Raw genomic sequence first — 24349 nt, 5'->3', positions numbered from 1 at the left:
GTGCTAGCGGCTGTGAGGCCGGCGTCGGGCGCGTAACGCCCCCGGGCGGGGGGGGCGGGGCGGGTGGGGGGGCCGCGCGCCGGCAACAACCGACGCAGGGATTGCGTAAACTCAGGGGTCTGTCTCCCCATTCCCCAGGCCGATGCAACCCACCACCAAGCTGCCCAAGGTCGGTACCACGATCTTCACCGTGATGTCCCAGCTCGCCGCCGAACACGGCGCGGTCAACCTGGGCCAGGGTTTCCCGGATTTCTCCGCGCCGCAGCGCCTGATCGATGAAACCACCAAGGCGATGGCCGCCGGCCTCAACCAGTACCCGCCGATGACCGGCGTGGCCCCGCTGCGCCAGGCCATCGCGCAGAAGTCGCTGGACCTGTACGGCGCGACGATCGACCCGGACACCGAGATCACCGTCACCAGCGGCGCCACCGAGGCAATCTTCAACGCCATCCACGCCGTGGTGCGTGCCGGCGAGGAAGTGATCGTGCTGGACCCGGCCTACGACTGCTACGAGCCGGCCATCGAGCTGGCCGGCGCCGTCGCCGTGCACGTGCCGCTGGACCCGCAGACCTTCGCCGTGGACTGGGACCGCGTGCGTGCGGCGATCACCCCGCGCACCCGCATGCTGATGGTCAACACCCCGCACAACCCGTCCGGTGCGATGCTGGACGAGGCCGACATGCAGGCGCTGGCCGACCTGCTGCGCGGCACGCAGATCTACCTGATTTCCGATGAGGTGTACGAACACATCATCTACGACGGCCGCCGCCACGAATCGGCGCTGCGCTACCCGGAACTGCGCGAGCGCACCTTCGTCATCTCCAGCTTCGGCAAGACCTACCACTGCACCGGCTGGAAGATCGGCTACGCGGTGGCGCCGCCGCTGCTGACCGCTGAATTCCGCAAGGTGCACCAGTACAACACCTTCACCAGCGTCGGCCCGGCGCAGTATGGTTTCGCCGCGATGATCCGCGACGAGCCCGAGCATCACCTGGAGCTGGGCGCGTTCTATCAGGCCAAGCGCGACCGCTTCCGCGAGCAGCTGGCCGGCACCCGCCTGAAGCCGCTGCCGGTGCCGGGTGGTTACTTCCAGCTGGTCGACTACTCGGCCATCAGCGATCTGCCGGACCACGCGTTCGTGAAGTGGCTGACCATCGAGAAGGGCGTCACCGCCATCCCGCTGTCGCCGTTCTACGAGACCGCGCCGGTCGGCCAGCGCCTGGTGCGCCTGTGCTTCGCCAAGAACGAAGCGACCCTGGACGCGGCGATCGAACGCCTGCGCCTGCTCTGAGGACGTGACGACCATGCAGGACCTGCGCATTTCCCTCGTCCAGGGCGACACCCGCTGGCATGACCCGGCGGGCAACCGTGAGTACTACGGCGCGCTGCTGGCGCCGCTGGCCGGCAGCACCGACCTGGTGATCCTGCCGGAGACGTTCACCAGTGGCTTCTCCAACGAGGCCATCGCCCAGGCCGAAGGCATGGACGGCCCGACCGTGGCCTGGGTGCGCGAACAGGCGAAGGCGCTGGACGCGGCGGTGATCGGCAGCGTGCAGCTGCGCGATGGCGAAGGCGTCTACAACCGCCTGCTGTTCGCCACCCCGGACGGCGCGCTGCAGTACTACGACAAGCGCCACCTGTTCCGTTACGGCGGCGAGCACGAGCGCTATGCCGCCGGCCGCGACCGCCTGAGCGTGGAATGGAAGGGCTGGAGGATCAATCCGCAGGTCTGCTACGACCTGCGTTTCCCGGTGTTCTGCCGCAACCGCTACAACGTGGAGCGGGCAGGGCAGATGGATTTCGACCTGCAGATCTTCGTGGCCAACTGGCCCTCGGCGCGTGCCTACGCGTGGAAGACCCTGCTGCGCGCCCGGGCGATCGAGAACCTGTGCTTCGTGGCGGCGGTCAACCGCATCGGCGTGGACGGCAACCAGCTGCACTACGCCGGCGACAGCGCGGTGATCGACTTCCTCGGCCAGCCGCAGGTGGAGATCCGCGAACGCGAGCAGGTGGTCACCACCACCATCTCGGCCGAGGCCCTGGCCGCGCACCGCGCGCGCTTCCCGGCGATGCTCGATGCCGATGCGTTCCACCTGGACGAACGGGCCTGAGACCGGCCCCGGTGTGGCGGCTGAACGCTTGCCACACCGCCTCGCGCGCCTGCATCCACCGTGCACGCGCGCGCTGCTAGATTCGCGGCCAGTCCGACCTGAAGTGGAAGTCCTGCCGATGAACAAGCCCTTTGTCCTGCTGCTGGCGCTGGCCGCAGCCTCCCTGGCCCCGGCCGCGCATGCCGGTGGCAACCTCGACTGCCAGCTGCGCTACAACCTGTCCGGCTGGTCGCTGATCTACAAGACCGCCTCGGGCAACGGCACCCTCCAGTGCAGCAACGGCGCGACCATGCCGGTGCGCATCCAGCTCAAGGGCGGTGGCCTGACCGTGGGCAAGTCGAAGATCACCAACGGCCGCGGCAGCTTCACCGGCGCGGTGGGCATCAACGAACTGCTGGGCACTTATGCCTCGGTGGGCGCGCACGCAGGCGCGGTGAAATCCAGCAACGCGCAGGTGATGACCAAGGGCGATGTCTCGCTGGCCCTGTCCGGCACCGGCAAGGGCTGGGACCTGGGCGTGGACGGCACCGCCTTCACCATCAGCCGCCGCTGACCACAGAAAAGGGGACGGAGGGGATTAAGTCGTTTGAGGCACAAACGACTTAATCCCCTCCGTCCCCTTTTTTATCAGGTGCCGTCAGTGTAGCTGCGGATGTTGAGCTTCCAGCGGATATCACCCTGGGCATCGGAATGGCTGTGCTTGGGCTGCGGCGGGAACGGGTCGCCCTTGTTGCAGGTCACCTCAAGCCCACAGCCCAGACAGCGATAGATGCCCGAAAGTTCGACTTTCTCGGCTGGGCCGTAAACTCTGCTCCATCCTTGGCTGGGTGTATCGATCTGCAGAATCGAGTGGGTCGTGTACCACGCCATCGTTATTGCCTCATGTTGGGGGTGAGGCTTCACGATAGAGATCCGTCGCGCCACTCGCGTCGATCCATGGCACGAATTGCACGTTTTCAAACAATTCCTAGTGCACGCTTTTCATCCACGCGTGGCGTGGATCTACTCATCCACGCGTGGCGTGGATCTACCGGCGAATCGAGTCGCCACGTACAACGAAAAACCCCGGCCGGAGCCGGGGTTTTTCATTTCAGACGTATCAGCGATCAGCCGCCGCGCGGGCCGCTGCGACGCGGGCCGCCCGGACCGCGGTTGCCGCCGGGGCCACCCGGGCCACGGTTGCCACCCGGGCCGCCGGGACCACGGTTGCCACCGGGACCACCCGGGCCACGGTTGCCGCCCGGACCGCGATTGCCGCCCGGACGTGCATTGGCGTTGCCGCCCGGACGACCGTTGCCGGCCGGACGCGCGCTGCCGTACGGGTTGAAGCCCGGATTGGCGTGGTCGGACGGGAAGCTCGGGGCGTTGCCCGGGTGGCCGTACGGGTGCTTGTTGCCCTGGCCCTGCGAGCGGTTGCCCGCACCGGCCGGACGACCCTGGCCGCCACCGGCGCCACCACGGCCTTCGCCGCCGAAGCCGCCGCGACCCTGGCCGCCACCTGCACCGGCGCCCGGACCCTTCGGCTTGCCGTACGGACGGCCCTGGCCGCCCGCGCCTGCGCCCGGACCACGGGCACCCGGGCCACGTGCGCCCGGACCGGCGTTGCGGTGGCCGCTCGGGCCGGTGCTGACACCGTCCGGCACGTACCAGGTACGGAATGCGGCCGGGTTGCCTTCCGGCAGCGAACGGTCATTCTTCGGCGCGCGCTGCTTGAACGGCTTCTGCGACTGCTTGGCGGCTGCTTCGCCGCTGACGGTCAGGCCGCCCTTGAAGCCGCCACCCTTGCCGCCGCGACCACGGCCGCGGTCTTCGCGCACGTTGTCGAAGCGACGCAGTTCGCGACCTTCATCGGCGGTGCTGTGGCCGTTGACGTAGGCATTGCCACGACCGCCTTCGCGCACGCGCACGGTGGTCTTGGCGGCGCGACGCTGGCCGATCACCGGCTGCAGGGTCAGTGCCGACGGCGCGCCTTCTTCCAGCTTCAGCTGCGCGCGCAGGGCTTCGACCTGGGCGGTGGGCAGTTCGACCGAATGGCCACGCACCAGTTCGCGCGGCAGGCTGACCTTGCCGTAGCGGGTGCGCTTCAGGCGGCTGACCTGGCAGCCCTGCGATTCCCACAGGCGGCGCACTTCGCGGTTGCGGCCTTCCTTCACCACGACGCGGAACCAGTCGTGCGAATCGGTGCCGCCGATGCGTTCGATCTCGTCGAACTTGGCCGGGCCGTCTTCCAGCGCCACGCCACGGGTGAGGCGGTCGACGATGGCGTCGGAGACCTTCTCTTCGCCTTCCGGGGCGCGCACGCGCACCACGTACTCGCGCTCGACCTCGAACGACGGGTGCATCATGGCGTTGGCCAGTTCACCGTCGGTGGTGGCCAGCAGCAGGCCGGTGGTGTTGATGTCCAGGCGGCCGATGGCGATCCAGCGCGCGCCCTTCAGCGGCGGCAGGGATTCGAACACGGTCGGGCGGCCTTCGGGATCTTCGCGGGTGGTCACTTCGCCTTCCGGCTTGTTGTAGACCAGCACGCGCGACGGCTCGGCCAGGGCGGTGGCGACGAAGCCACGGCCATCCAGCTCGATCTTGTCGCCGCTCTTGACCGACATGCCGGTCTGCGCGACTTCGCCGTTGACCTTGACCAGGCCTTCGGCGATGCGCTGTTCCAGCGCACGGCGCGAGCCGAGGCCGGCCTGGGCCAGCACCTTGTGCAGGCGCTCTTCCAGCTTGAACTGTTCGGAGGTGGCTTCGCGCTTCAGCGAGAGCTTGTTACGGGGGGTGTCACTCATCAGTTTTGCTCCGGCCGACGGTTTCGAGGTCGGCCTCTGGTTCGGAATCGGCTTGGTCAACAGCCACGGTCGTCGTCGCGACGGCGTTGTCTTCGCGTTCGTTCACTGGCACCGCGCGCTCGCCCGGCGCGGAATCGGGGTGCCCATCATCGAGGGGCGAAGGTGCTTGCTCATCGGGGGCCGGCGCAGCAGCTGCCGCGTCGACGGAATTCTCGGTGTTGCCATCGCCGCCCTGCAGGCCGGCGTCATCGTTGGCGGCCGCGTCGGGGTCGGCGCTGATGTCCGGGCCGGCGGCACCGGCAACGGCGGGACCATCACGGTCCAGCGCCAGCTGCGGTTCCAGCTCGCCCAGGTCTTTCAGTTCCGACAACGGCGGCAGTTCGTCCAGGCGCTTCAGGCCGAAATAGTCCAGGAAACCCTTGGTGGTACCGAACAGCGCCGGCTTGCCGGGCACGTCGCGGTGGCCGACCACGCGGATCCATTCGCGCTCTTCCAGCGCCTGGATGATGTTGCTGCTGACCGCCACGCCGCGCACCTGCTCGATCTCGCCGCGGGTGATCGGCTGCCGGTAGGCAATCAGCGCCAGGGTTTCCAGGGTGGCGCGGGTGTAACGGGTCTTGCGCTCGGTCCACAGCCGGCTGATCCAGCCGTGCACTTCGCCGGTCACCTGGTAGCGGAAGCCGGAGGCGACCTCGACCAGTTCCACGCCACGCCCTTCGCAGCCTTCGCGCAGGCGCTCCAGCGCACGTTCGATGCTGCCCGGCGGTGCCGGTTCCTCTTCCGGGAACAGGTCTTTCAGCTGGGCCAGGGTGAGCGGCTGGCTGGAGGCCAGCAGGGCACCTTCGACAATGCGGTTGATCAGCGTCTGGTCCATCGGCAGTCAGCGCTCACTCGTTCTCATTGGCGGCGTCGTTGTCGTCGAACTCGCTGCTGAACTGCAGCGGGGCGTTGGTGTTGCCGGCGGCCAGGGACTTCACGTAGATCGGCGCCAGCGGCTCTTCCTGGACCAGGTCCAGCAGCTGTTCCTTGGCCAGTTCCAGCACCGCCAGGAACGTGACCAGCACGCCCAGCTTGCCTTCTTCGGCGGTGAACAGCCCTTCAAAGCGGTAGAACCTGCCGTCTTCCAGACGACCCAGCACTTCACCCATGCGCTGGCGCACGCTCAGGGCCTCGCGCTTGATCGCGTGGCCGCTGAACAGCTCGGCGCGCTTGAGCACGTCGTGCAGGGCCAGCAGCATTTCCTTCAGGTCCACCGGCGGCGGCAGCTTCACCGTCGCCCGCTCGGGCATGAAGGCGTGCGCCACCGTGGTGTCGCGGTCCTGGCGGGGCAGTGCGTCGATATCCTCGGCGGCCTGCTTGAAACGTTCGTACTCCTGCAGCCGGCGCACCAGCTCGGCGCGCGGGTCGGCCTCGTCGCCATCTTCACTGACCGGGCGCGGCAGCAGCATGCGCGACTTCACCTCGGCCAGGATGGCGGCCATCACCAGGTACTCGGCGGCCAGCTCGAAACGCAGCTCGCGCATCACGGTGATGTATTCCACGTACTGCCGGGTGATTTCGGCCACGGGAATGTCCAGCACGTCCAGGTTCTGCCGGCGGATCAGGTACAGCAGCAGGTCCAGCGGACCTTCAAAGGCATCCAGGATGACTTCCAGCGCATCCGGCGGGATGTACAGGTCCTGCGGGATCTGCAGGACCGGTTGCCCATGCACCACGGCCAGCGGCATTTCCTGCTGCTGGGGGGCGGGCGGCCGGGTTGGCGGGTTCGCGTCGAGCGCGAGTTCGGAAGTCATCTAATGGACAATAGGATTGCAACGGACCAGTCGCGGTGCCGGTTCTGCCGGGCCTTCGCCACGGCGCCGCAGGCACCAGACACGCCGGGATCGGCGCGATTCCACACATATCAAACAGCAGGACGCGCCGCAGGAAAACGGCGGCGACGGAACTACGGGGAGGTCGTCTACGTGGCCCGGCCGGTTGGCCCGGTTCGAAGCAGCGGTACGGTCGTCGGGGGCTGCGTTGGCCGCAAAAACCGACGGGCTGCTGCATCACGCCACGTGCAATGGTGTCTAGGGTACGGCTTTGGCTGGCCAGTGTCCAGCCGGGCCGGTATCGGCGGCCCATTGGCTAGAATCGACGCACCGCAACATGAACGAGGAATGCCCGTGTTCTATGTGATTGAAGGTTACGACGGCCAGGATGTGCTGGCGCAGCGGCTGCAGGCCCGGCCCGAGCACTTGGCGCGGCTGCACGCGCTGCGCGACGAGGGACGCCTGCTGCTGGCCGGGCCGTGCCCGGCGATCGACAGCGAGGATCCGGGTCCGGCTGGCTTCAGTGGTTCGGTGGTGATTGCCGCGTTCGAGTCTCTCGCGCAGGCCCGCGAGTGGGCCGATGCCGACCCGTATGTGGCCGCGGGCGTCTACACCCGCGTCGAGGTCCGGCCCTTCCGCAAGGTGCTGCCATGAGCGCGCAGCGCATCGATCTAATACGTGTTGCATTGCAGCAGGCGCTGGCGCCGAGCACGCTGGAGATCGAAGATGACAGCCATCGCCATGCCGGCCATGCCGGCGCACGCGACGGACGCGGCCATTTCAACGTGCTGGTGGTCAGTGAACAGTTCGCCGGCATGGCCCCGTTGGCGCGCCATCGCGCCGTGTATGCCGCGCTGGGCGGGCTGATGGAGACCGATATCCATGCGCTGTCCATCCGCGCATACACCCTGTCCGAGCAGGGCTGATGGCCTGTCCCGCAAAGTCCTGCCAGGTCCAGGAACAGACCTGTCCACGTCAGATTTCTGTGTCCATCTGGGGACATTCGTCTAACGGAGTGTTTACAAGCGCAGATGGAAACGCTTACATTCCGCGCCAAGCTGGTAGGTCCAAGCCGTGGAGGGCGGCTTCGTGAACAAGGCAGCCATAACAATCAAAGACGTCGCACGAGAAGCCCGGGTCTCCGTGGCCACGGTTTCCCGCGCGCTGAACGGGCATGAGAATGTCGCCGAACCGGTCCGCCAGCTTGTGCTGGAGGTCGCCGCGAGGCTGCGTTACACCCCGCACGCCGCCGCACGTAGCCTGAGCAGCCGCCGTACCAATACGGTGGGCGTGGTGCTGCCTGACCTGTACGGCGAATTCTTCTCCGAGCTGATGCGCGGCATCGACAACGTTGCCCGCAACCGTCGCCAGCACCTGCTGGTGTCCAGCTACCACGGCGACCAGGTACAGCAGGGCGCCGCCCTGCGTGCCATGCGCGGCCGCGTCGATGGCCTGCTGGTGCTCTCGCCCTATGCCGAGAGCCCCGGCTTCCTCACCGACAACCTGCCGCAGTCGCTGCCCACGGTCCTGATCAACACCTATCTGCCGGGGCAGGATCACCCGGTCCTGAGCATCGACGATCACGCCGGTGCGATGGCCATGACCCGCCACCTGCTCGATGCCGGCCACCGCCGCATCGCGTTCATTTCTGGCCCGGACCTCAACTTCGACGCGCGCGAGCGCCTGCGTGGCTTCCGCGACGCGCTGGCGGCTTTTGGCAACGGCGCCGAAGGCATCGAGTTGCCCGGTGATTTCGACGAAGCTTCCGGCCATCGCGCCGGTCAGGAGATGCTGGCAGCCGGCGCGCTGCCCGATGCCGTGTTCGCCGCCAACGACATGATGGCCCTGGGTTGCCTGTATGCCTTCGCGCAGGCAGGCATCCACGTGCCCACCGATGTCGCCCTGGCGGGTTTCGATGACATTCCACTGGCGCGGTTTGTACACCCATCGTTGACCACCATGCAGGTCAGTATCGCCGAGTTGGGCGATAGGGCGATGACGCGTCTGATGCAGTTGATGGACGGCAACACCCCCGAAGGGGCAGGTGACAAGCAGACGCTTGTTCCCCGCCTCATCGTTCGCGATTCCACCACTCCGCCATCGGGCCATTGAAGCCAGAGGCGTTCCTTCTTTTGATTGATCGCAGGTACCGCATCCGCGGATACCGCCACCCGGAGATTGAGTTGATGATGCATTCCACGATCCGCATGCCGGCCCGCCGGCTGCTGAGCACCGCACTGGTCAGCTGCCTGATGCTGGCTGCCGCCCCGAACGTCATGGCGCAGTCGGCCAACGCCAGCCTGCGCGGCCAGGTGGCCGGCGCCCAGGCCGGTTCGGAAGTCACCGCGACCAACGTTGCCACCGGCACCGTCCGTCGCGGCACCGTGCGCGCCGATGGCACCTATTCGCTGATGGGCCTGGATCCGGGCACCTATGACGTGGCTGCCAACGGCCAGACCCAGAAGGTCACCGTCACCGTCGCCTCGACCTCCACGCTGAACTTCAGCGAGGCCGCCGCCGGCGGTTCGTCGGGTGGTAGCGCCGCGACCAACCTGGACACCGTCAACGTCGTCGCACCGACCCTGCTGCAGGAAGTGCGTACCTCCGAAGTCGGCAAGACCGTCAGCCTGCAGCAGATCCAGACCACCCCGCAGGTGTCGCGCAACTTCCTGGAGTTCGCCGACGCGGTGCCGGGCCTGATCTTCACCCGTGATGCCAAGGGCAACACTTCGCTGCGCGGCGGTGCCACCAATGCCGACGGCACCAACGTCTACATCGACGGCGTGGGCCAGAAGAGCTACGTCAAGGGCGGCGGCGTGGCCGGCCAGTCCGGCAGCGCCGGCAACCCGTTCCCGCAGCTGGCGATCGGCGAATACAAGGTCATCAGCGGCAACTACAAGGCCGAGTACGGCCAGGTGTCGAGCGCCGCAGTGACCGCTGCGACCAAGTCCGGTACCAATGAATTCAAGGGTGAGGCGTTCTACCGCTACACCGACGAAGACATGCGCGCCAAGACCCCGGCCGAGCGCCAGGGCGGCAAGGACAAGATGGTCTCGGCCGAGAAGGAATACGGCTTCGCCCTGGGCGGCCCGATCATCCAGGACAAGGCGCACTTCTTCGTGACCTACGAAGCCAAGCGCTTCGACCTGCCGGTCACCATCGCGCCCGACGGCGCCGTCACCAGCGCTGCCAGCCTGCTGCCGGCCGCCGGTGCCGCGGGCCTCGGCCCGGCCAGCCAGCCGTTCCAGCAGGACCTGATCTTCGGTAAGGTCGACTTCGAGCCGACCGACAACGACCGCATCGAGCTGACCTTCCAGGACCGTGACGAAACCCAGTCGCAGTTCAGTGGCCAGACCTCGCCGGAAGCCGGCCGTGAAGTGGTCAACACCGACCGTCGTTACGCCCTGCGCTGGAACCACAGCGGCGAGCGTTTCTACAACGAAATGATGGTCACCCACGAAGATTCGTTCAACAACCCGACCCCGCTGACCCTGGCCAACGGCATCACCTACACCGCACCGGACGGCACTGAAGACCGCACCGTGGTGAAGATCGGTGGCGCCTCGGCACTGGATTCGCAGGTGAAGGGCCAGAAGGGCTGGTCGATCGAAGACAACCTGACCCTGGACGGCATCCAGTGGGCTGGCGACCACACCATCAAGATGGGCGTGAAGTACAAGGCCATCGACCTGTACGCCTCCGATGCGGCGCAGATCAACCCGACCTTCACCTACAGCCTGGGCGATCCGGACTTCCCGGACTCCATCCCCTACAAGGCGCAGTTCGTCAAGCCGGTGACCGGCGTGGACGGCGTGTCCGGTGAAGTGCGTTCGAAGTCCAAGCAGTACGGCGTGTTCATCCAGGACGACTGGCAGGTCAACGACCACCTGCAGGTCAACCTCGGCCTGCGCTGGGATTATGAAAAGACCCCGGCGTACCTGGACTTCGTGACTCCGCAAGCCGTGGTCGATGCGATCTACTCGCAGGACCCGCGTGCCCCCGCCGGCCAGACCTACGCCGATTCGCTGGCGCTGGGCGGCCTGGACATCAGCAACTACATCAGCAACGGCCACAACCGCAAGGCGTTCAAGGATGCCTGGCAGCCGCGCCTGGGCTTCTCGTATGACATCAACGCCGACGAGCAGCACGTGATCCACGGTGGTGCCGGCCGTTCGTACGACCGCGACCTGTTCGACAACCTGCAGCTGGAAACCACCAAGCTGGCCCTGCCGCAGCCGACCATCTACTTCCGCAACCCGGCTACCGGCACCTGCATCAACGGCCAGGCTGCCTGCTATGACTGGAACCCGAACCTGCTCAACGGCATCGGCAACCTGCAGGCCCTGGTCGGTTCGACCAGCAATGCCGGCCTGGAAGTCGACCTGCTCAACAACAAGCTGAAGGCGCCGTACTCGGATCAGTTCAGCCTGGGCATGAGCAACCAGATCGGTGACTGGCTGACCGACGCCACCATCGCCCGCACGCTGAGCTACGACGGCTTCGCCTTCACCCTGGGCAACCGTTACCCGACCGGCCAGTTCTTCGATGACCCGCGCCTGTGCGGTGGCACCGACCCGGGCCTGAGCCAGGCCTGGAGCTGCAACGTGCCGGGCTTCGGCAGCCTGATCATCGGCCAGCAGGGCATCAAGACCCGTGCGACCCAGGTCCTGCTGTCGGCGCAGAAGCCGTTCACCAAGGAAAGCGGCTGGGGCACCTCGATCGCCTACACCTGGACGACCGCGCGCCACAACCGCGACATCAATGAAAAGTACGCCTTCGACCGCGGCCTGATCGAGGATTACCCGACCATCCGTTCCAACGGTGCACCGCGCCACCGCCTGGTGGTGACCGGTTCGTACGCTGGCTTCTGGGGCATCACCTTCGGTGGCAAGATCACCCTGGCCACCCCGACCGCCGTCAACGACTGGTACGGCATCCCGCAGGCCAGCGGCTACACCCTGCCGACCCCGCAGGCCGCCGTGCCGAACGCCAACGGCAAGTTCCTGCTGGGTGGCAAGATCTTCGGCTACCGTTCGGTCGACCTGCAGGCGACGAAGACGTTCAAGATGCCGGGCGACACCGAGATGTACGCGCGTATCGACATCATCAACGTGTTCAACTTCGACAACTTCTCCACCTACAACTACGTCAAGACCAACGGCAAGCTGCAGGCCAGCTACAACGAGACCGGCGACATCATCGGTACTCCGCGCCAGGTCAAGGCCGAAGTCGGCTTCCGCTTCTAAGCAGTGATGTACCGCAACACCCCGATGCCAGTGGTCCGCCGCTGGCATCGGGACCTGGCAATGGCCGGCCCCCGGGCCGGTCCATTGTCCAGCCCCCTGCACCGTTGCGATGACGGGGCAGGGGACTGGACAATGGCAGCAGTTCTCCGGCCACGTTTCGTGGTTTTTTAAGAGTTCGGTTTGTAAACGATTTCAGGCCATTGGACGTTATGCTTTCCCATCGATCAGCTCTCCGGAGGAACCGCGCCATGCAGGCACGCCACCTGTTGACCGCCGCTGCGATGACCCTGGCCATCGCCGCCTGCAAACCGGCCCAGCAGGAGCCTGCCAAGCCCAAGCCGCCGGTGATCCTGCTGGAGGCCGACGCACCGCCGCGGCCGATGAAGCCGGAACTGCCGCCGCTGTTCGATGACATCGAGCGCCGCACGTTCCAGTTCTTCTGGGACACCACCAATGAACTCAACGGCCTGACGCCGGACCGCTACCCGTCGCGTCCGTTCGCCAGCATCGCCTCGGTCGGCTTCGCCCTGACCGCATACCCGATCGGGATCGAGAACGGCTGGGTCAGCCGCAACCAGGCAATCGACCGCACCCTGACCACGCTGAAGTTCTTCCGCGACGTGCCGATGGGCCCGCAGCGCACCGGCAAGGCTGGCTACAAGGGCTTCTATTACCACTTCCTGGACATGCAGGAAGGCCGCCGCTACGACAGCTGGGTCGAGCTTTCCTCGGTGGATACCGCGCTGCTGATGATGGGCGTGCTGTTCGCCCAGTCGTACTACGACGGCGAGGACCCGCGCGAGAAGGAGATCCGGCAGATCGCCGACCAGCTGTACAAGCAGGTCGACTGGCCGTGGCTGCAGCAGCGTGCGCCGCTGATCTCGATGGGCTGGTTCCCCGAGAGCGGCTTCATCGACCACGACTGGATGGGCTACAACGAGGCGATGATGGTCTACATCCTCGCCCTGGGTTCGCCCAGCCACCCGGTCAGCCCGGATGCGTGGACGGTGTGGACGCGCACCTATGACAACGACTGGGGCGTCTACCAGGGCCAGGAATACCTGTCCTTCGGCCCGCTGTTCGGCCACCAGTACAGCCATGTCTGGATCGACTTCCGCGACATCCAGGATGCCTACATGCGCGAGCGTGGCAGCACCTACTTCCTCAACAGCCGCTCGGCCGCGCTGGCCCACCGCGAATACGCCATCGCCAACCCGATGCAGTGGAAGGATTACGGCGAGAACGTGTGGGGCCTGACCGCCAGCGATGGCCCGCAGAACACCACCCAGGAGTACCGCGGCGAGCAGCGCCAGTTCCGCCACTACTCCTCGCGCGGCGCCGGCCTGCGCGAGAACTTCGATGACGGCACCATCGCCCCGACCGCGGCGATCTCCTCGATCGTGTTCGCGCCCGAGGAAGTGATCCCGGCCACGCTGGAGATGCACAAGCGCTACGGCGACTACATCTATTCCAGCTACGGCTTCCTGGATTCGTTCAACCCGAGCTTCAACTACGACATCCCGATCAAGACCGGCCGCATGGTGCCGGACCGCGGCTGGGTGGCCAGCGATTACATCGCCATCGACCAGGGCCCGATCCTGACGATGATCGCCAACTACCGCAACGACTTCGTCTGGGAAGTGATGAAGAAGAATCCGTACATCCGCAAGGGCCTGGAACGGGCCGGTTTCAGCGGTGGCTGGCTGGCCCCGGAAGGGTCGTTCAAGCCGCTGGTGCTGGAGAAGGATGAGAAGGCCGCGGCCGCACGCGCGGTCGGTATCGCAGAATCACGCGCGGCTGCCGCGCAGGAACAGAAGAACAATGCCAACCGCAACACGGGCCAGGGGAAGTAACAAGGTGCAAGACTGGATTGACCGCCTGCGACGCTGGGCCCTGCCTGCGATGGCCGCACTGGCCATGGCCGGCTGCGCGCGCACCGAGCAGGGCACCACCACGGTCCGCTTCTGGGCCATGGGCCGCGAGGCCGAAGTGGTCAGCGAACTCATCCACGAGTTCGAGGCCGAGAACCCCGGCATCAAGGTGGATGTGCAGAACATTCCCTGGACGGCCGCGCACGAGAAGCTGCTGACCGCGTTCGCCGCCGACGGCCTGCCCGATGTCTGCCAGCTCGGCAACACCTGGGTGCCCGAGTTCGCCGAACTCAACGCTCTGACCCCGCTGCAGCCGTTCGTGCAGCAGTCGTCGGTGGTCGACCCGCAGGATTATTTCCAGGGCATCTGGGATACCAACGTGATCCATGGCGAGCTGGTGGGCGTGCCGTGGTACGTCGATACCCGCCTGATCTACTACCGCAAGGACCTGCTGGCGCAGGCCGGCTTCGACCATCCGCCGCGCACCTGGGCGGAATGGGACGAGCAGATGGCCGCGATCAAGAAGATGCAGGGGCCAAACCGCTACGCGGTGCTGATGCCGATCAACGAGTTCGAGCAGCAGCTGTCACTGGCCCTGCAGCAGCCCGATCCGCTGCTGCGCGACGACGACACCCGCGGCAACTTCTCCAGCCCCGGCTTCCGTCGCACCCTGGCCTTCTACGCCAACATGTTCGAGCAGGGCTGGGCGCCGAAGATGTCCGAGACGCAGATCTCCAACGTCTGGGATGAATTCTTCCGCGGCTTCAATGTGTTCTACATCTCCGGCCCCTGGAACATCCGCGAGTTCAAGAAGCTGCAGCCCAAGGAACTGGAAGGGCAGTGGGGCACCGCCGCCCTGCCGGGCCCGGACGGTCCGGGCGCCGGCATCGCCGGCGGCACCAGCCTGGTGATCTTCCGCAAGTCGCAGCAGAAGGAAGCGTCCTGGAAGCTGATCGAGTTCCTGTCGCGCCCGGAAATCCAGGCCCGTTTCCATTCCATCATCGGTGACCTGCCGCCGCGCCGCAGCACCTGGAACGCCCCGTCGCTGGCCAACGATCCGCTGGCCGCCGCGTTCCGTGACCAGCTGGAGCGCGTCAAACCGACGCCGAAGGTGCTCGAATGGGAGCGCATCGTGCAGGAAATGCGCATCGTCACCGAAAAGGTGGTGCGTGGCGGCATGCCGCAGGACAAGGCCGTGGAAGAGCTGGACCAGCGCGTGGACAAGGTGCTGGCCAAGCGCCGCTGGATGCATGAACAACAACGCCTGCAGCGCAGCGAGGCCCCTTCGGGCTCGACCAGTGCAGTCGCGGCCGGGAGCCCGCAATGAAACGTTCGTCCCTCGCCGGCTGGATCTTCGCCGGCCCCTCGCTGCTCGTGCTGGGCGTGTTCTTCGGCCTGCCGGTCGCCTCGGCGCTCGCCCTGAGCGTGACCGACTTCGACCTGTACGCGCTGGCTGACGGTGCCAACCTGCGCTTCGTCGGGCTGGGCAACTACATCGACCTGCTGCAGACGCCGATGTTCTGGAAGTCGCTGTGGAACACCACGTATTTCGTGGTGATCGGCGTCCCGCTGTCGATCAGCGTGTCGCTGGGCGCGGCAATGCTGCTCAATGCGCCGGCCGCCCGCTTCAAGGCGCTGTTCCGCACCGCGCTGTTCGCCCCGGTGGTGACCACCTTGGTGGCGGTGGCGGTGATCTGGCGCTACCTGTTCCATACCAGCTACGGCCTGGTGAACTACGGCCTGGGCCACATCGGCATCAGCCCGATCGACTGGCTGGGCGACCCCAACTGGGCGATGCCGACCATCATGCTGTTCGCCGTGTGGAAGAACTTCGGCTACAACATGGTGATCTTCCTGGCCGGCCTGCAGGCCATCCCGCATGACCTGTACGAGGCCGCGCGCATCGACGGCGCCTCGCGCTGGAAGCAGTTCCTGCACATCACCCTGCCGATGCTCGGCCCGGTGCTGCTGGTGGTCGGCGTCATAACCGTGTCCGGCTACTTCCAGCTGTTCGCCGAACCGTACGTCATGACCCGCGGCGACCCACTGCAGAGCACCGTCAGCGTGCTGTATTTCATGTTCGAGGAAGGCTTCAAGTGGTGGAACCTGGGACGCGCCTCTGCCGTGGCGTTCCTGCTGTTCCTGATCATCCTGGCGGTGACCACCGTGATGCTGCGTTTCGGCCGCAAGAGGCAGTTGGTATGAGTCGTGAGATCGGCCAGTCGCGCTGGCACCCGTGGATGATCAACGGCGCGTTGCTGGTGCTGGCCCTGGTCAGCCTGGCTCCGCTGTTGTGGATGCTCTCGGTGTCGTTCATGCCGCAGGGTGAGGCGACCCATTTTCCGCCTCCGCTGCTGCCCTCGCACGTCACCACCCACAACTACACCGAGTTGTTCGCGCGCACCGGCATGGGCGGCAACTTCGCCAACAGCCTGCTGGTGTCGGTGGCGATCACCTTCGGTTCGCTGCTGCTCAACACCATGGCCGGCTATGCCTTCGCCAAGCTGAACTTCGTCGGCCGTGAACGCCTGTTCCAGGTGCTGATGGCCGCGCTGGTGATCCCGGCGCAGGTGGCGATGCTGCCGCTGTTCCTGCTGATGAAGCAGCTGGGCCTGGTCAACAGCTTCGGCGGCGTGATCGTGCCGGCGCTGGCCAGCGTGTTCGGCATCTTCCTGGTGCGCCAGTACGCCCGTTCCATCCCGGACGAGCTGCTGGAAGCGGCCCGCATCGACGGGGCAGGGGAGCTGCGCATCTTCTTCCAGATCGTGCTGCCGATGCTCAAGCCGGTGCTGGTGACCCTGGCGATCTTTACTTTCATGGGCGCGTGGAACGATTTCATGTGGCCGTTGATCGTCTTGACCGACCAGGAGCACTACACTTTGCCGGTGGCGCTGGCCACCCTCTCGCGCGAGCACATCATGGACGTGGAAATGATGATGGCCGGCGCGGTGGTCACCGTGGTTCCGGTGCTGGCCCTGTTCCTGGTCCTGCAGCGGTACTACATCCAAGGTCTGTTGCTGGGGAGCGTCAAGGGATGAAGCGAGCGATCGCCGTTGGATTGGGCCTGTTGTGGACCTCCCTGGCGATCGCCGCACCACCGGCGCTGCCGGCGCCCAAGGTGCTGGATGACTTCGACGACATCAGCGCGTGGAAGCTGGTGCTGTCCGACCAGGTCAGCGGTTCGCTGCGGCCGGTCAGCGGCGCCGGCGGCGGCCGCGCGCTGTGCCTGGATTACGACTTCCACAAAGTCTCCGGCTATGTGGGCATCCGCCGTGCGCTGAACATCGAGTACCCGGCCAATTACCGGTTCGGGTTCCAGCTGCGCGGTGATTCCCCGCGCAACGACCTGCAGTTCAAGCTGATCGATGCCAGCGGCGACAACGTCTGGTGGGTCAACCGCCCCGGCTACAGCTTCAACAAGGCCTGGACGCCGGTGGAATACCGCCGCCGGCAGATCGACAAGGCCTGGGGCCCGTCGGCCGAAAAGGAGATGGCGCGCAGCGCCGCGGTCGAGTTCACCATCTACAGCAAGGTCGGTGGCCGCGGCACGGTGTGCTTCGACAAGCTGACCCTGCAGGGCCTGCCGCCGCAGGACGACTCGGCGCTGATGCCGTCGGTGATCGCCGATACGGCCACCGCGCTGCAGGACCGCATGATCGACGGCAAGAGCGATACGTTCTGGGTCAGCGGCGGGGTCAAGCAGCAGACCATCAGCCTGGACCTGCACAAGAGCCGCGAGATCGGCGGCGCGGTCATCGACTGGCTGCCCAACCTGGAGGCGACCCGTTACGTCGTGCGCACCTCCGAGGACGGCCGTGACTGGCGCACCGTGCGCGAGGTCACCGGTGGCGGTGGCGGTCGTGACTGGCTGGCGCTGCCCGATACCGATGCGCGTTACGTGCGCTTCGACCTGGAAGACGGACCGAACTGGCGCTACGGCATCCGCGATATCGCGCTGAAGCCGCTGGCGTTCGCAGCCACGCCCAATGCCTTCCTGTCCTCGGTCGCCGCCGACCTGCCGCGCGGTGCGCTGCCGCGTGCCTACGTCGGCGAGCAGCCGTACTGGACCCTGCTCGGTCTCGATGGCGGCCAGGAGCAGGCCCTCATCAGTGAGGATGGCGCGCTGGAGCCGGCCAAGGGCAGCTTCAGCATCGAACCGTTCATCCGCCTGGACGGCAAGCTGCTGGACTGGTCCAGCGTGGCCGCCACGCAGTCGCTGCAGGACCGTTACCTGCCCATCGCCACGGTCGACTGGGTGCATGAGAAGGCCGGCCTGTCGGTGACCAGCTTCGTGCAGGGCACGCCCGATCGCGCCCAGCTGATCGGCCGCTACCGCCTGAGCAACCCGGACAAGGTCGCCCACGAATACACGCTGGCGCTGGCGATCCGCCCCTGGCAGGTCAACCCGCCGACCCAGTTCCTCAACACCACCGGCGGCTACAGCCGCATCGAAGCGCTGGACGTCGGCGACCAGCTGGTACGGGTGAACGGCGAGCCGCGCATCTACCCGCTGCAGGCCCCGGACGCACGCTTCGCCACCACGTTCGATGGCAAGCTCGATGCGATGCACCTGGCCTCGGGCAAGTTCCCGGCGACCACGGCGGTGAAGGATTCCACGGGCCTGGCGTCCGGCGCCCTGCTGTACGCGATCAAGCTCGAACCCGGGCAGAGCCGCGAGGTGGCCGTGGTGCTGCCGCAGACCGGCGGCTGGAAGCCGCAGGCGCTGGACGTGGCCAAGGCGCAGCAGCAGGTCGCGGCGATGTGGCGCGACAAGCTGGGCGTGGTCAGCCTGCAGGTGCCGGCAGCGGGCCAGCCGCTGGTGGAGACCCTGCGGACCGCGGTGGCGCACATGCTGATCTCGCGCGTCGGCCCGCGCCTGCAGCCGGGCACCCGTTCGTATGCGCGAAGCTGGATCCGCGATGGCGCGATGATTTCCGAGGGCCTGCTGCGCATGGGCCGCAGCGATGCCGTGCGCGATTACGTGACCTGGTATGCGCCGTTCCAGTTCGAGAACGGCAAGGTGCCGTGCTGCGTCGACTCGCGTGGCAGCGACCCGGTGCCGGAGAACGACAGCCACGGCGAGCTGATCTACAACATCGCCGAGTACTGGCGGTACACCGGCGACGGCACCTTCCTGGAGCTGATGTGGCCGCATGTGCAGGGCGCCTACAGCTACATGGAGCAGCTGCGCGCGAGCGAGCGCACCGAAGAGAACCGCGCGCGCAATCCCGCCTTCTACGGGATGATGCCGGCGTCGATCAGCCACGAAGGCTATTCGGCCAAGCCGATGCACTCGTACTGGGACAACTTCTGGGCGCTGCGCGGCTACAAGGATGCCGCGCAGGTGGCCGCCCAGCTGGGCAAGCTCGAAGCCATGCAGATCAGCGAGTCGCGCGACCAGTTCCGCGACGACCTGCAGGCCTCACTGCTGGCGGCCATGCAGCAGCACAGGATCGACTACCTGCCCGGCTCGGCCGAGCTGGGTGATTTCGATGCCACCTCCACCACCATCGCACTGGCGCCGGGTGGCGAGCAGGGCCGGTTGCCGCAGGAAGCGCTTGAGGCGACCTTCGAGCGTTACTGGACCGAGTTCGTCGCGCGCCGCGATGGCAAGCGCGAATGGAAGGATTACACGCCTTACGAGTGGCGCAACGTGGCGGCCTTCGTGCGCCTGGGCTGGCGCGACCGTGCCTGGCAGGCCACCCAGTTCTTCTTCAAGGACCGCGCGCCGCAGGCCTGGAACCAGTGGGCCGAAGTGGTCTCGCGCACGCCGCGCAAGCCGTTCTTCGTCGGTGACCTGCCGCATGCCTGGGTGGCGTCCGACTTCGTCCGCTCGGCGCTGGACATGTTCGCCTACAACCGCGACGCCGATGAGGCGCTGGTGCTGGCCGCCGGCATTCCCACCGCCTGGTTCCAGGGGGATGGCATCGCGGTACAGGGCCTGCGCACGCCGCAGGGCCAGCTGAACTACCGCCTGCAGCGCAGTGACAAGCAGCTGGTGCTGGACCTGCAGCCGGGCCTGGTGCCGCCGCCAGGTGGCGTCGTGCTGCCGTGGCCGTACAGCGGCGAACCGGGTGCGGCCACCGTCGATGGCGAGCCGGCCGAATGGAGCAACCGCGAACTGCGCGTGCATCAGCTGCCGGCGCGGATCGAGATCGACGTGCCAAGCGCGGTGCGCCGCGCAGAACGTAAGGGGCAGTAAGCATGGCGTTGAAGCAGGGGAGGGCGCGCGTGGCACTGCGCGCCCTGGGGCTGGCAATCGCATTGGCGTTGCCGGGGTTGGTTATGGCGCAGCAGTCGAGTGAATCTGCCGTTGCGGAGGTATCGGCCGCGCCCGGCATGGGCATGGTGACCTTCAACCTGCACCATGACCGCGAGGACTGGCCGACCCGGCGGCGCACGATCGTCGCTGAGCTCAAGCGCCTGCAGCCCGATGCCATCGCCCTGCAGGAAGTGATCCAGCGCCGCAACGTGCGCAACCAGGCACAGTGGCTGGCCAGCCAGCTCGGCTACAAGTACGTTTTCGTTTCCACCGATCCGGTGGGTGCGCCCAAGCGCTATGGCAACGCCCTGCTGACCCGGCGCTCGATCCTGGCCCACGGCGAGCACCTGCTGCAGCCGCTGGATGACTACCGCACCGTGGCACACCTGCGCATCGACGTGGACGGGCAGCCGGTGAACGTCTATGCCACGCATCTGAACGAGCGCAGCGACGAGCGTGGCCAGGGCATCCGCCGCAGCCAGGTGGAAGACCTGCTGCGCTACATCACCGAAACCTCGGCCGGTGCGCCAGTGGTGATCGCCGGTGACTTCAACGCACTGGTGGATGCAGGCGACCTGAGCGAGCTGCGCAGCCATTACGGCGACAGCTACGGCAGCGTGCACGTGAACACCGACCTGGCCGGTGTGAGCACCTTGAACCGGCACTACTACCAGGCGCCGTCGCGCATCGACCACATCTTCTTCCAGCAGGACCGGATGGTCGCGCGCGAAGCGAAGATTCTGTTCGACCAGCCCGACGACAGCGGTCGCTGGGCGTCGGACCATTACGGGGTCTGGACCCGCCTGCAGTTCGCCCCGGCACGCTGACCCCGCAGGGTTTCTCGTTCTGGCAGGTGCCAACCTTGGTTGGCACGGGAGTGTCCGCGTGCGTTGAATCAACGGCGCCAACCAAGGTTGGCATCTACCGGGGCACAAACAAAAACGGCGGGGATCATCGATCCCCGCCGTTTCGTTTTACGCGATCAAAGAACGATCAGTTCGCCGGCGGCGTGCGCTTGGCGGCTTCTTCGTCTTCGTCCGATGCCTGGGCATCCGTGGCCTGGCTGGCCGAATCGGCATGGCCATCGGCCACCGGCTCGATCGACGGCGTCACCACGGCTTCGGCCACCGGTGCGGCAACTTCGACCGGCGCGGCCGGCTGCTCGACGACCGGTGCGGTTTCGACCACCGGGGCGGCCTTGACGACCGGCTTCGCTTCCACCACCGGAGCGGCTTCAACAACCGGAGCGACCTCGGCCACGACCGGAGCGGCTTCAACCACCGGGGCAGCTTCAGCAATCGCCGGCTTGGCTTCGACGACCGGAGCCACGTCCACCACCGGAGCGGCTTCGACGACCACCGGTGCCGGCGCGGCCACCGGAGCGACCGGTGCTGCCGGCTGGGCCGGGGTTGCAGCGTCGATCTGGTCCAGCATGCTGGTCTGCACCGGCTGCTGGACCGGCTCGGCCTTGATGACCGGTGCCGGAGCTGCGGCTTCCTGCGAAGGAGCGACTGCTTCGACCACGGCGCTGCTCACGGCAACCACCGGGGCGGCAGCGGCAACGGCGACCGGTGCACGGGCGGGCTTCTCAGCTTCCACGGCCACCGGCTCGACTTCGTCATCGAAATCGAATTCCGGCTGCGAGCGCGACGGCTGCGCGGCGGCGACCGGCGCGGCCTCGGCGGCAGTGTCGGCAGCCTGGTCAGCGCTGTCGTTGTCATCGGCTTCGTCACCGTCGTCCTGGTCATCGCCCAGGGCATCGGTACCGGCGGCATTCTCGGCGCCACCACGGCGGCGACGACGGCCACCGCGACGGCCACGACGGCGGCGGGTCGCGCCTTCCCCGGCCTGTTCGCCTGCGGCATCGGTCGCAGCATCTTCGCCGGACACGGCAACCGCGTCGGCGTCAGTGCCTGCGTCAACGGTGGCATCGGCCACCGGTGCAGCATCAGTCGCCACCACGTCGGCGACCGGTGCAGCCGGTGCCACTGGAGCGGCCGGTGCAGTGCCTTCCTGCGCGGTCACTGCGTTGGCGGCGACGACGGTCGCGGCCACGGCGGCAGCCGCGGTTGCGGTGTCGACCGGTGCTTCGGCGGCGGCGCGCTGCGGCTTCTCGGCCGGCTTCTCGCTGTCCTGCTGCGGACGCGGCTGCTTCGGCTGCTTCAGCTTCGGCTGCTGCTGCGGGTTCTGGCCCTGCTGCTCGTTGCGCGGCTGCTTCTGCTGCTGCGGCTGCTGCTGGCCGTCCTTCTGCTGGGCGTCCTTCTGCTTGCCCTGCTGCGGCTGCTGCTGGGCATTGCCGTTGTTGTTGCCGCCCTGGCGGCCGTCCTTGCGCTGCTCACCGCGGTCCTTGCGGTTGCCGCCGTCCTTCTGCTGCTGCGCATTGCCGTTGCCGCCGTTGCCACGGCTGTCGTCGCGACGGTCCTTGCGGTCCTTGTTGCGATCCCTGTTGCGGTCCTTGCGGCCGCCATCGTGCTGCGGCTGGCGGGCAGCCGGGGCCGGAGCGGGGGCCGGAGCGGACTCGCCACCGAAGATGCGCTTCAGCCAGCCAACCACGCCGCCACTGGCGGCCGGTGCCGGGGCGGCGGCGACCGGTGCCGGGACCGGAGCGGCCACCGGTTCGGCTTCGGCACGCACCGGGGCCGGTGCGGTGTGCTTGACCTGGGTCACGGCCGGCGGCGGGATGTTCAGCTGGCCCTTGGTCAGGGCGTGCACCGGCAGCTTGCGCGGGGTGCCACGCTGGTAGCTCGGCTTGTTGCTGTCTTCACCCAGCTCGTTCTCGCGCAGGCGGGTCACGTTGTAGTGCGGGGTGTGCAGCTGTTCGTCGGCGACGATCACGATCGGCGCTTCGTGGCGCTGCTCGATCTCGCGCAGGGCGCTGCGCTTCTCGTTCAGCAGGTAATTGGCGATCTCCACCGGGGCCTGGACCAGCACCTGCCCGGTGTTCTCCTTCATCGCATGCTCTTCGGCGACGCGGATGATCGACAGCGACAGCGACTCGACGCTGCGCATGCGGCCGTGGCCGTCACAACGCGGGCAGACGATCTGGCTGGATTCACCCAGGCTCGGGCGCAGGCGCTGGCGGCTCATTTCGAGCAGGCCGAAGCGCGAGATGCGGCCGACCTGGACGCGCGCGCGGTCGTACTTCAGCGCGTTGGCCAGGCGGTTCTCGACTTCACGCTGGTGCTTGTTGGAGGCCATGTCGATGAAGTCGATGACCACCAGGCCGCCCAGGTCGCGCAGGCGCAGCTGGCGGGCCACTTCCTCGGCCGCTTCCAGGTTGGTCTGGAAGGCCGTGTCCTCGATGTCGCTGCCCTTGGTGGCGCGCGAGGAGTTGACGTCGACGGCGGTCAACGCCTCGGTCTGGTCGACCACGATCGAGCCGCCCGACGGCAGGCGCACGTTGCGCTCGTAGGCGCCTTCGATCTGCGATTCGATCTGGAAGCGGTTGAACAGCGGGATGTCGTCCTTGTAATGCTTGAGCTTGCGCAGGGTCTGCGGCATCACCTGCTGCATGAACTCGCGGGCGTGCTCGTACATCTCCTCGGTGTCCACCAGGATCTCGCCGATGTCGGCGCGCAGGTAGTCACGCAGGGCGCGCACGATCAGGCGCGATTCCTGGTAGATCAGGAACGGGGCCGGCTTGCTCAGGGCAGCTTCGGCGATGGCGCGCCAGACGTTAAGCAGGTAGTCCAGATCCCACTGCAGCTCTTCGGCATCGCGGCCGACGCCGGCGGTGCGGATGATCACGCCCATGTCGTCGGGGATGTTCAGCTTGTCCAGGGCGTCCTTCAGGGCGGCCCGGTCTTCGCCTTCGATGCGACGGGAGACACCGCCCGCGCTCGGCGAGTTCGGCATCAGCACCATGTAACGGCCGGCGAGGGAGATGAACGTGGTCAGGGCGGCGCCCTTGTTGCCACGCTCTTCCTTGTCCACCTGGACGACGATTTCCTGGCCTTCCTTCAGCAGCTCGCGGATGCCGGCCTTGTTGTGGTCGACGCCGGCCTGGAAGTAGTCGCGGGAAATTTCCTTCAGCGGCAGGAAGCCATGGCGGCCACCACCGTATTCGACAAAGGCCGCTTCCAGCGAGGGCTCGATGCGGAAGATCCGGCCCTTGTAGATGTTGGACTTCTTCTGTTCCTTCGCCGGCTGCTCGATATCGATGTCATACAACGACTGGCCATCGACGATGGCAACACGCAGCTCTTCGGCCTGCGTGGCGTTGATCAGCATTCGCTTCATTGTTGCGTTCCTCGCAAGCGGCTACC

General features: G+C 66.9%; 18 protein-coding genes. 13 read left to right on the top strand and 5 right to left on the bottom strand.

Features of this window, described 5'->3' with window-relative positions; genetic code table 11:
• Window positions 1–142 precede the first annotated feature (142 nt).
• The 3 genes from ACVOK1_RS04315 (at window position 143) to ACVOK1_RS04305 (ending at window position 2664) form a co-directional block, all read left to right on the top strand.
• Complete coding sequence (locus tag ACVOK1_RS04315; protein ID WP_481561227.1) at window positions 143–1291, top strand: pyridoxal phosphate-dependent aminotransferase; 1149 nt, start codon at window positions 143–145, stop codon at window positions 1289–1291.
• A 13-nt stretch (window positions 1292–1304) separates the two neighbouring features.
• Entirely contained in the window at window positions 1305–2111 is an 807-nt protein-coding gene (locus ACVOK1_RS04310; protein ID WP_108769347.1) for an amidohydrolase, read from the top strand.
• Between the two features lie 118 nt (window positions 2112–2229).
• Complete coding sequence (locus ACVOK1_RS04305) at window positions 2230–2664, top strand: hypothetical protein (protein ID WP_108770715.1); 435 nt, start codon at window positions 2230–2232, stop codon at window positions 2662–2664.
• Between the two features lie 74 nt (window positions 2665–2738).
• On the opposite strand, the gene ACVOK1_RS04300 is transcribed toward ACVOK1_RS04305, so the two are convergent.
• The 4 genes from ACVOK1_RS04300 to ACVOK1_RS04285 form a co-directional block, all read right to left on the bottom strand.
• Entirely contained in the window at window positions 2739–2981 is a 243-nt protein-coding gene (locus ACVOK1_RS04300) for a protein L (protein WP_481561226.1), read from the bottom strand.
• Between the two features lie 236 nt (window positions 2982–3217).
• Window positions 3218–4894, bottom strand: a complete 1677-nt coding sequence (locus ACVOK1_RS04295; RefSeq protein ID WP_481561225.1) for a pseudouridine synthase — start codon at window positions 4892–4894, stop codon at window positions 3218–3220.
• Window positions 4887–5768, bottom strand: a complete 882-nt coding sequence (scpB, locus tag ACVOK1_RS04290) for an SMC-Scp complex subunit ScpB (RefSeq protein WP_481561224.1) — start codon at window positions 5766–5768, stop codon at window positions 4887–4889. The genes ACVOK1_RS04295 and scpB overlap by 8 nt, the downstream gene beginning before the upstream one ends.
• Before the next feature lie 13 nt (window positions 5769–5781).
• Window positions 5782–6687: a segregation and condensation protein A gene (locus tag ACVOK1_RS04285; protein ID WP_108769344.1), complete on the bottom strand. Its 906-nt coding sequence runs from the start codon at window positions 6685–6687 to the stop codon at window positions 5782–5784.
• A 372-nt stretch (window positions 6688–7059) separates the two neighbouring features.
• Between ACVOK1_RS04285 and ACVOK1_RS04280 the strand changes: the two genes are divergently transcribed.
• From ACVOK1_RS04280 to ACVOK1_RS04235, 10 genes are all read left to right on the top strand, one after another.
• Window positions 7060–7359 carry a YciI family protein gene (locus tag ACVOK1_RS04280; protein WP_108770714.1) on the top strand — a complete coding sequence of 100 codons (300 nt, stop codon included), beginning with the start codon at window positions 7060–7062 and terminating at the stop codon, window positions 7357–7359.
• The gene (locus tag ACVOK1_RS04275; RefSeq protein WP_164075146.1) at window positions 7356–7631 is read left to right on the top strand and encodes a BolA family protein; all 276 of its coding nucleotides are present in this window, start codon (window positions 7356–7358) and stop codon (window positions 7629–7631) included. Before ACVOK1_RS04280 ends, ACVOK1_RS04275 begins: the two co-directional genes overlap by 4 nt.
• 148 nt (window positions 7632–7779) lie before the next feature.
• Window positions 7780–8817, top strand: a complete 1038-nt coding sequence (locus ACVOK1_RS04270) for a LacI family DNA-binding transcriptional regulator (protein WP_079222482.1) — start codon at window positions 7780–7782, stop codon at window positions 8815–8817.
• Window positions 8818–8891: 74 nt separating this feature from the next.
• A complete protein-coding gene (locus tag ACVOK1_RS04265; protein WP_481561223.1) occupies window positions 8892–11951 on the top strand; it encodes a TonB-dependent receptor in 3060 nt (1019 codons plus the stop codon).
• 248 nt (window positions 11952–12199) lie between these two features.
• Entirely contained in the window at window positions 12200–13804 is a 1605-nt protein-coding gene (locus tag ACVOK1_RS04260; RefSeq protein ID WP_481561222.1) for a glucoamylase family protein, read from the top strand.
• A gap of 49 nt (window positions 13805–13853) precedes the next feature.
• Window positions 13854–15149, top strand: coding sequence for a sugar ABC transporter substrate-binding protein (locus ACVOK1_RS04255; protein WP_481561229.1), 1296 nt, complete (start codon window positions 13854–13856; stop codon window positions 15147–15149).
• Window positions 15146–16027 (top strand): carbohydrate ABC transporter permease, encoded by an 882-nt coding sequence (locus ACVOK1_RS04250; RefSeq protein ID WP_108769339.1) that lies wholly within the window; start codon window positions 15146–15148, stop codon window positions 16025–16027. Before ACVOK1_RS04255 ends, ACVOK1_RS04250 begins: the two co-directional genes overlap by 4 nt.
• Window positions 16024–16860, top strand: a complete 837-nt coding sequence (locus ACVOK1_RS04245) for a carbohydrate ABC transporter permease (RefSeq protein ID WP_079222477.1) — start codon at window positions 16024–16026, stop codon at window positions 16858–16860. Before ACVOK1_RS04250 ends, ACVOK1_RS04245 begins: the two co-directional genes overlap by 4 nt.
• Window positions 16857–20024, top strand: coding sequence for a discoidin domain-containing protein (locus ACVOK1_RS04240; RefSeq protein ID WP_481561221.1), 3168 nt, complete (start codon window positions 16857–16859; stop codon window positions 20022–20024). Before ACVOK1_RS04245 ends, ACVOK1_RS04240 begins: the two co-directional genes overlap by 4 nt.
• Window positions 20025–20026: 2 nt before the next feature.
• Entirely contained in the window at window positions 20027–20911 is an 885-nt protein-coding gene (locus ACVOK1_RS04235; protein WP_481561220.1) for an endonuclease/exonuclease/phosphatase family protein, read from the top strand.
• A gap of 166 nt (window positions 20912–21077) precedes the next feature.
• Here the strand turns inward: ACVOK1_RS04235 and ACVOK1_RS04230 are convergent, their stop codons facing one another.
• Window positions 21078–24323 (bottom strand): Rne/Rng family ribonuclease, encoded by a 3246-nt coding sequence (locus tag ACVOK1_RS04230; RefSeq protein WP_481561219.1) that lies wholly within the window; start codon window positions 24321–24323, stop codon window positions 21078–21080.
• Window positions 24324–24349 lie beyond the last annotated feature (26 nt).

Source organism: Stenotrophomonas sp. STEN087 (assembly GCF_056759115.1).
This window is presented reverse-complemented; position numbering and strand designations above follow the sequence as displayed.

Bases quoted from the DNA above. Each gene is read 5' to 3' on its own strand.
- ACVOK1_RS04235 (WP_481561220.1), top strand. From the start codon at position 20,027: ATGGCGTTGAAGCAGGGGAGGGCGCGCGTGGCACTGCGCGCCCTGGGG.
- ACVOK1_RS04275 (WP_164075146.1), top strand. From the start codon at position 7,356: ATGAGCGCGCAGCGCATCGATCTAATACGTGTTGCATTGCAGCAGGCG.
- ACVOK1_RS04230 (WP_481561219.1), bottom strand. From the start codon at position 24,323: ATGAAGCGAATGCTGATCAACGCCACGCAGGCCGAAGAGCTGCGTGTT.
- ACVOK1_RS04250 (WP_108769339.1), top strand. From the start codon at position 15,146: ATGAAACGTTCGTCCCTCGCCGGCTGGATCTTCGCCGGCCCCTCGCTG.
- ACVOK1_RS04295 (WP_481561225.1), bottom strand. From the start codon at position 4,894: ATGAGTGACACCCCCCGTAACAAGCTCTCGCTGAAGCGCGAAGCCACC.
- ACVOK1_RS04260 (WP_481561222.1), top strand. From the start codon at position 12,200: ATGCAGGCACGCCACCTGTTGACCGCCGCTGCGATGACCCTGGCCATC.
- ACVOK1_RS04240 (WP_481561221.1), top strand. From the start codon at position 16,857: ATGAAGCGAGCGATCGCCGTTGGATTGGGCCTGTTGTGGACCTCCCTG.
- scpB (WP_481561224.1), bottom strand. From the start codon at position 5,768: ATGGACCAGACGCTGATCAACCGCATTGTCGAAGGTGCCCTGCTGGCC.
- ACVOK1_RS04245 (WP_079222477.1), top strand. From the start codon at position 16,024: ATGAGTCGTGAGATCGGCCAGTCGCGCTGGCACCCGTGGATGATCAAC.
- ACVOK1_RS04315 (WP_481561227.1), top strand. From the start codon at position 143: ATGCAACCCACCACCAAGCTGCCCAAGGTCGGTACCACGATCTTCACC.
- ACVOK1_RS04305 (WP_108770715.1), top strand. From the start codon at position 2,230: ATGAACAAGCCCTTTGTCCTGCTGCTGGCGCTGGCCGCAGCCTCCCTG.
- ACVOK1_RS04255 (WP_481561229.1), top strand. From the start codon at position 13,854: ATGGCCGCACTGGCCATGGCCGGCTGCGCGCGCACCGAGCAGGGCACC.
- ACVOK1_RS04285 (WP_108769344.1), bottom strand. From the start codon at position 6,687: ATGACTTCCGAACTCGCGCTCGACGCGAACCCGCCAACCCGGCCGCCC.
- ACVOK1_RS04300 (WP_481561226.1), bottom strand. From the start codon at position 2,981: ATGGCGTGGTACACGACCCACTCGATTCTGCAGATCGATACACCCAGC.
- ACVOK1_RS04310 (WP_108769347.1), top strand. From the start codon at position 1,305: ATGCAGGACCTGCGCATTTCCCTCGTCCAGGGCGACACCCGCTGGCAT.
- ACVOK1_RS04265 (WP_481561223.1), top strand. From the start codon at position 8,892: ATGATGCATTCCACGATCCGCATGCCGGCCCGCCGGCTGCTGAGCACC.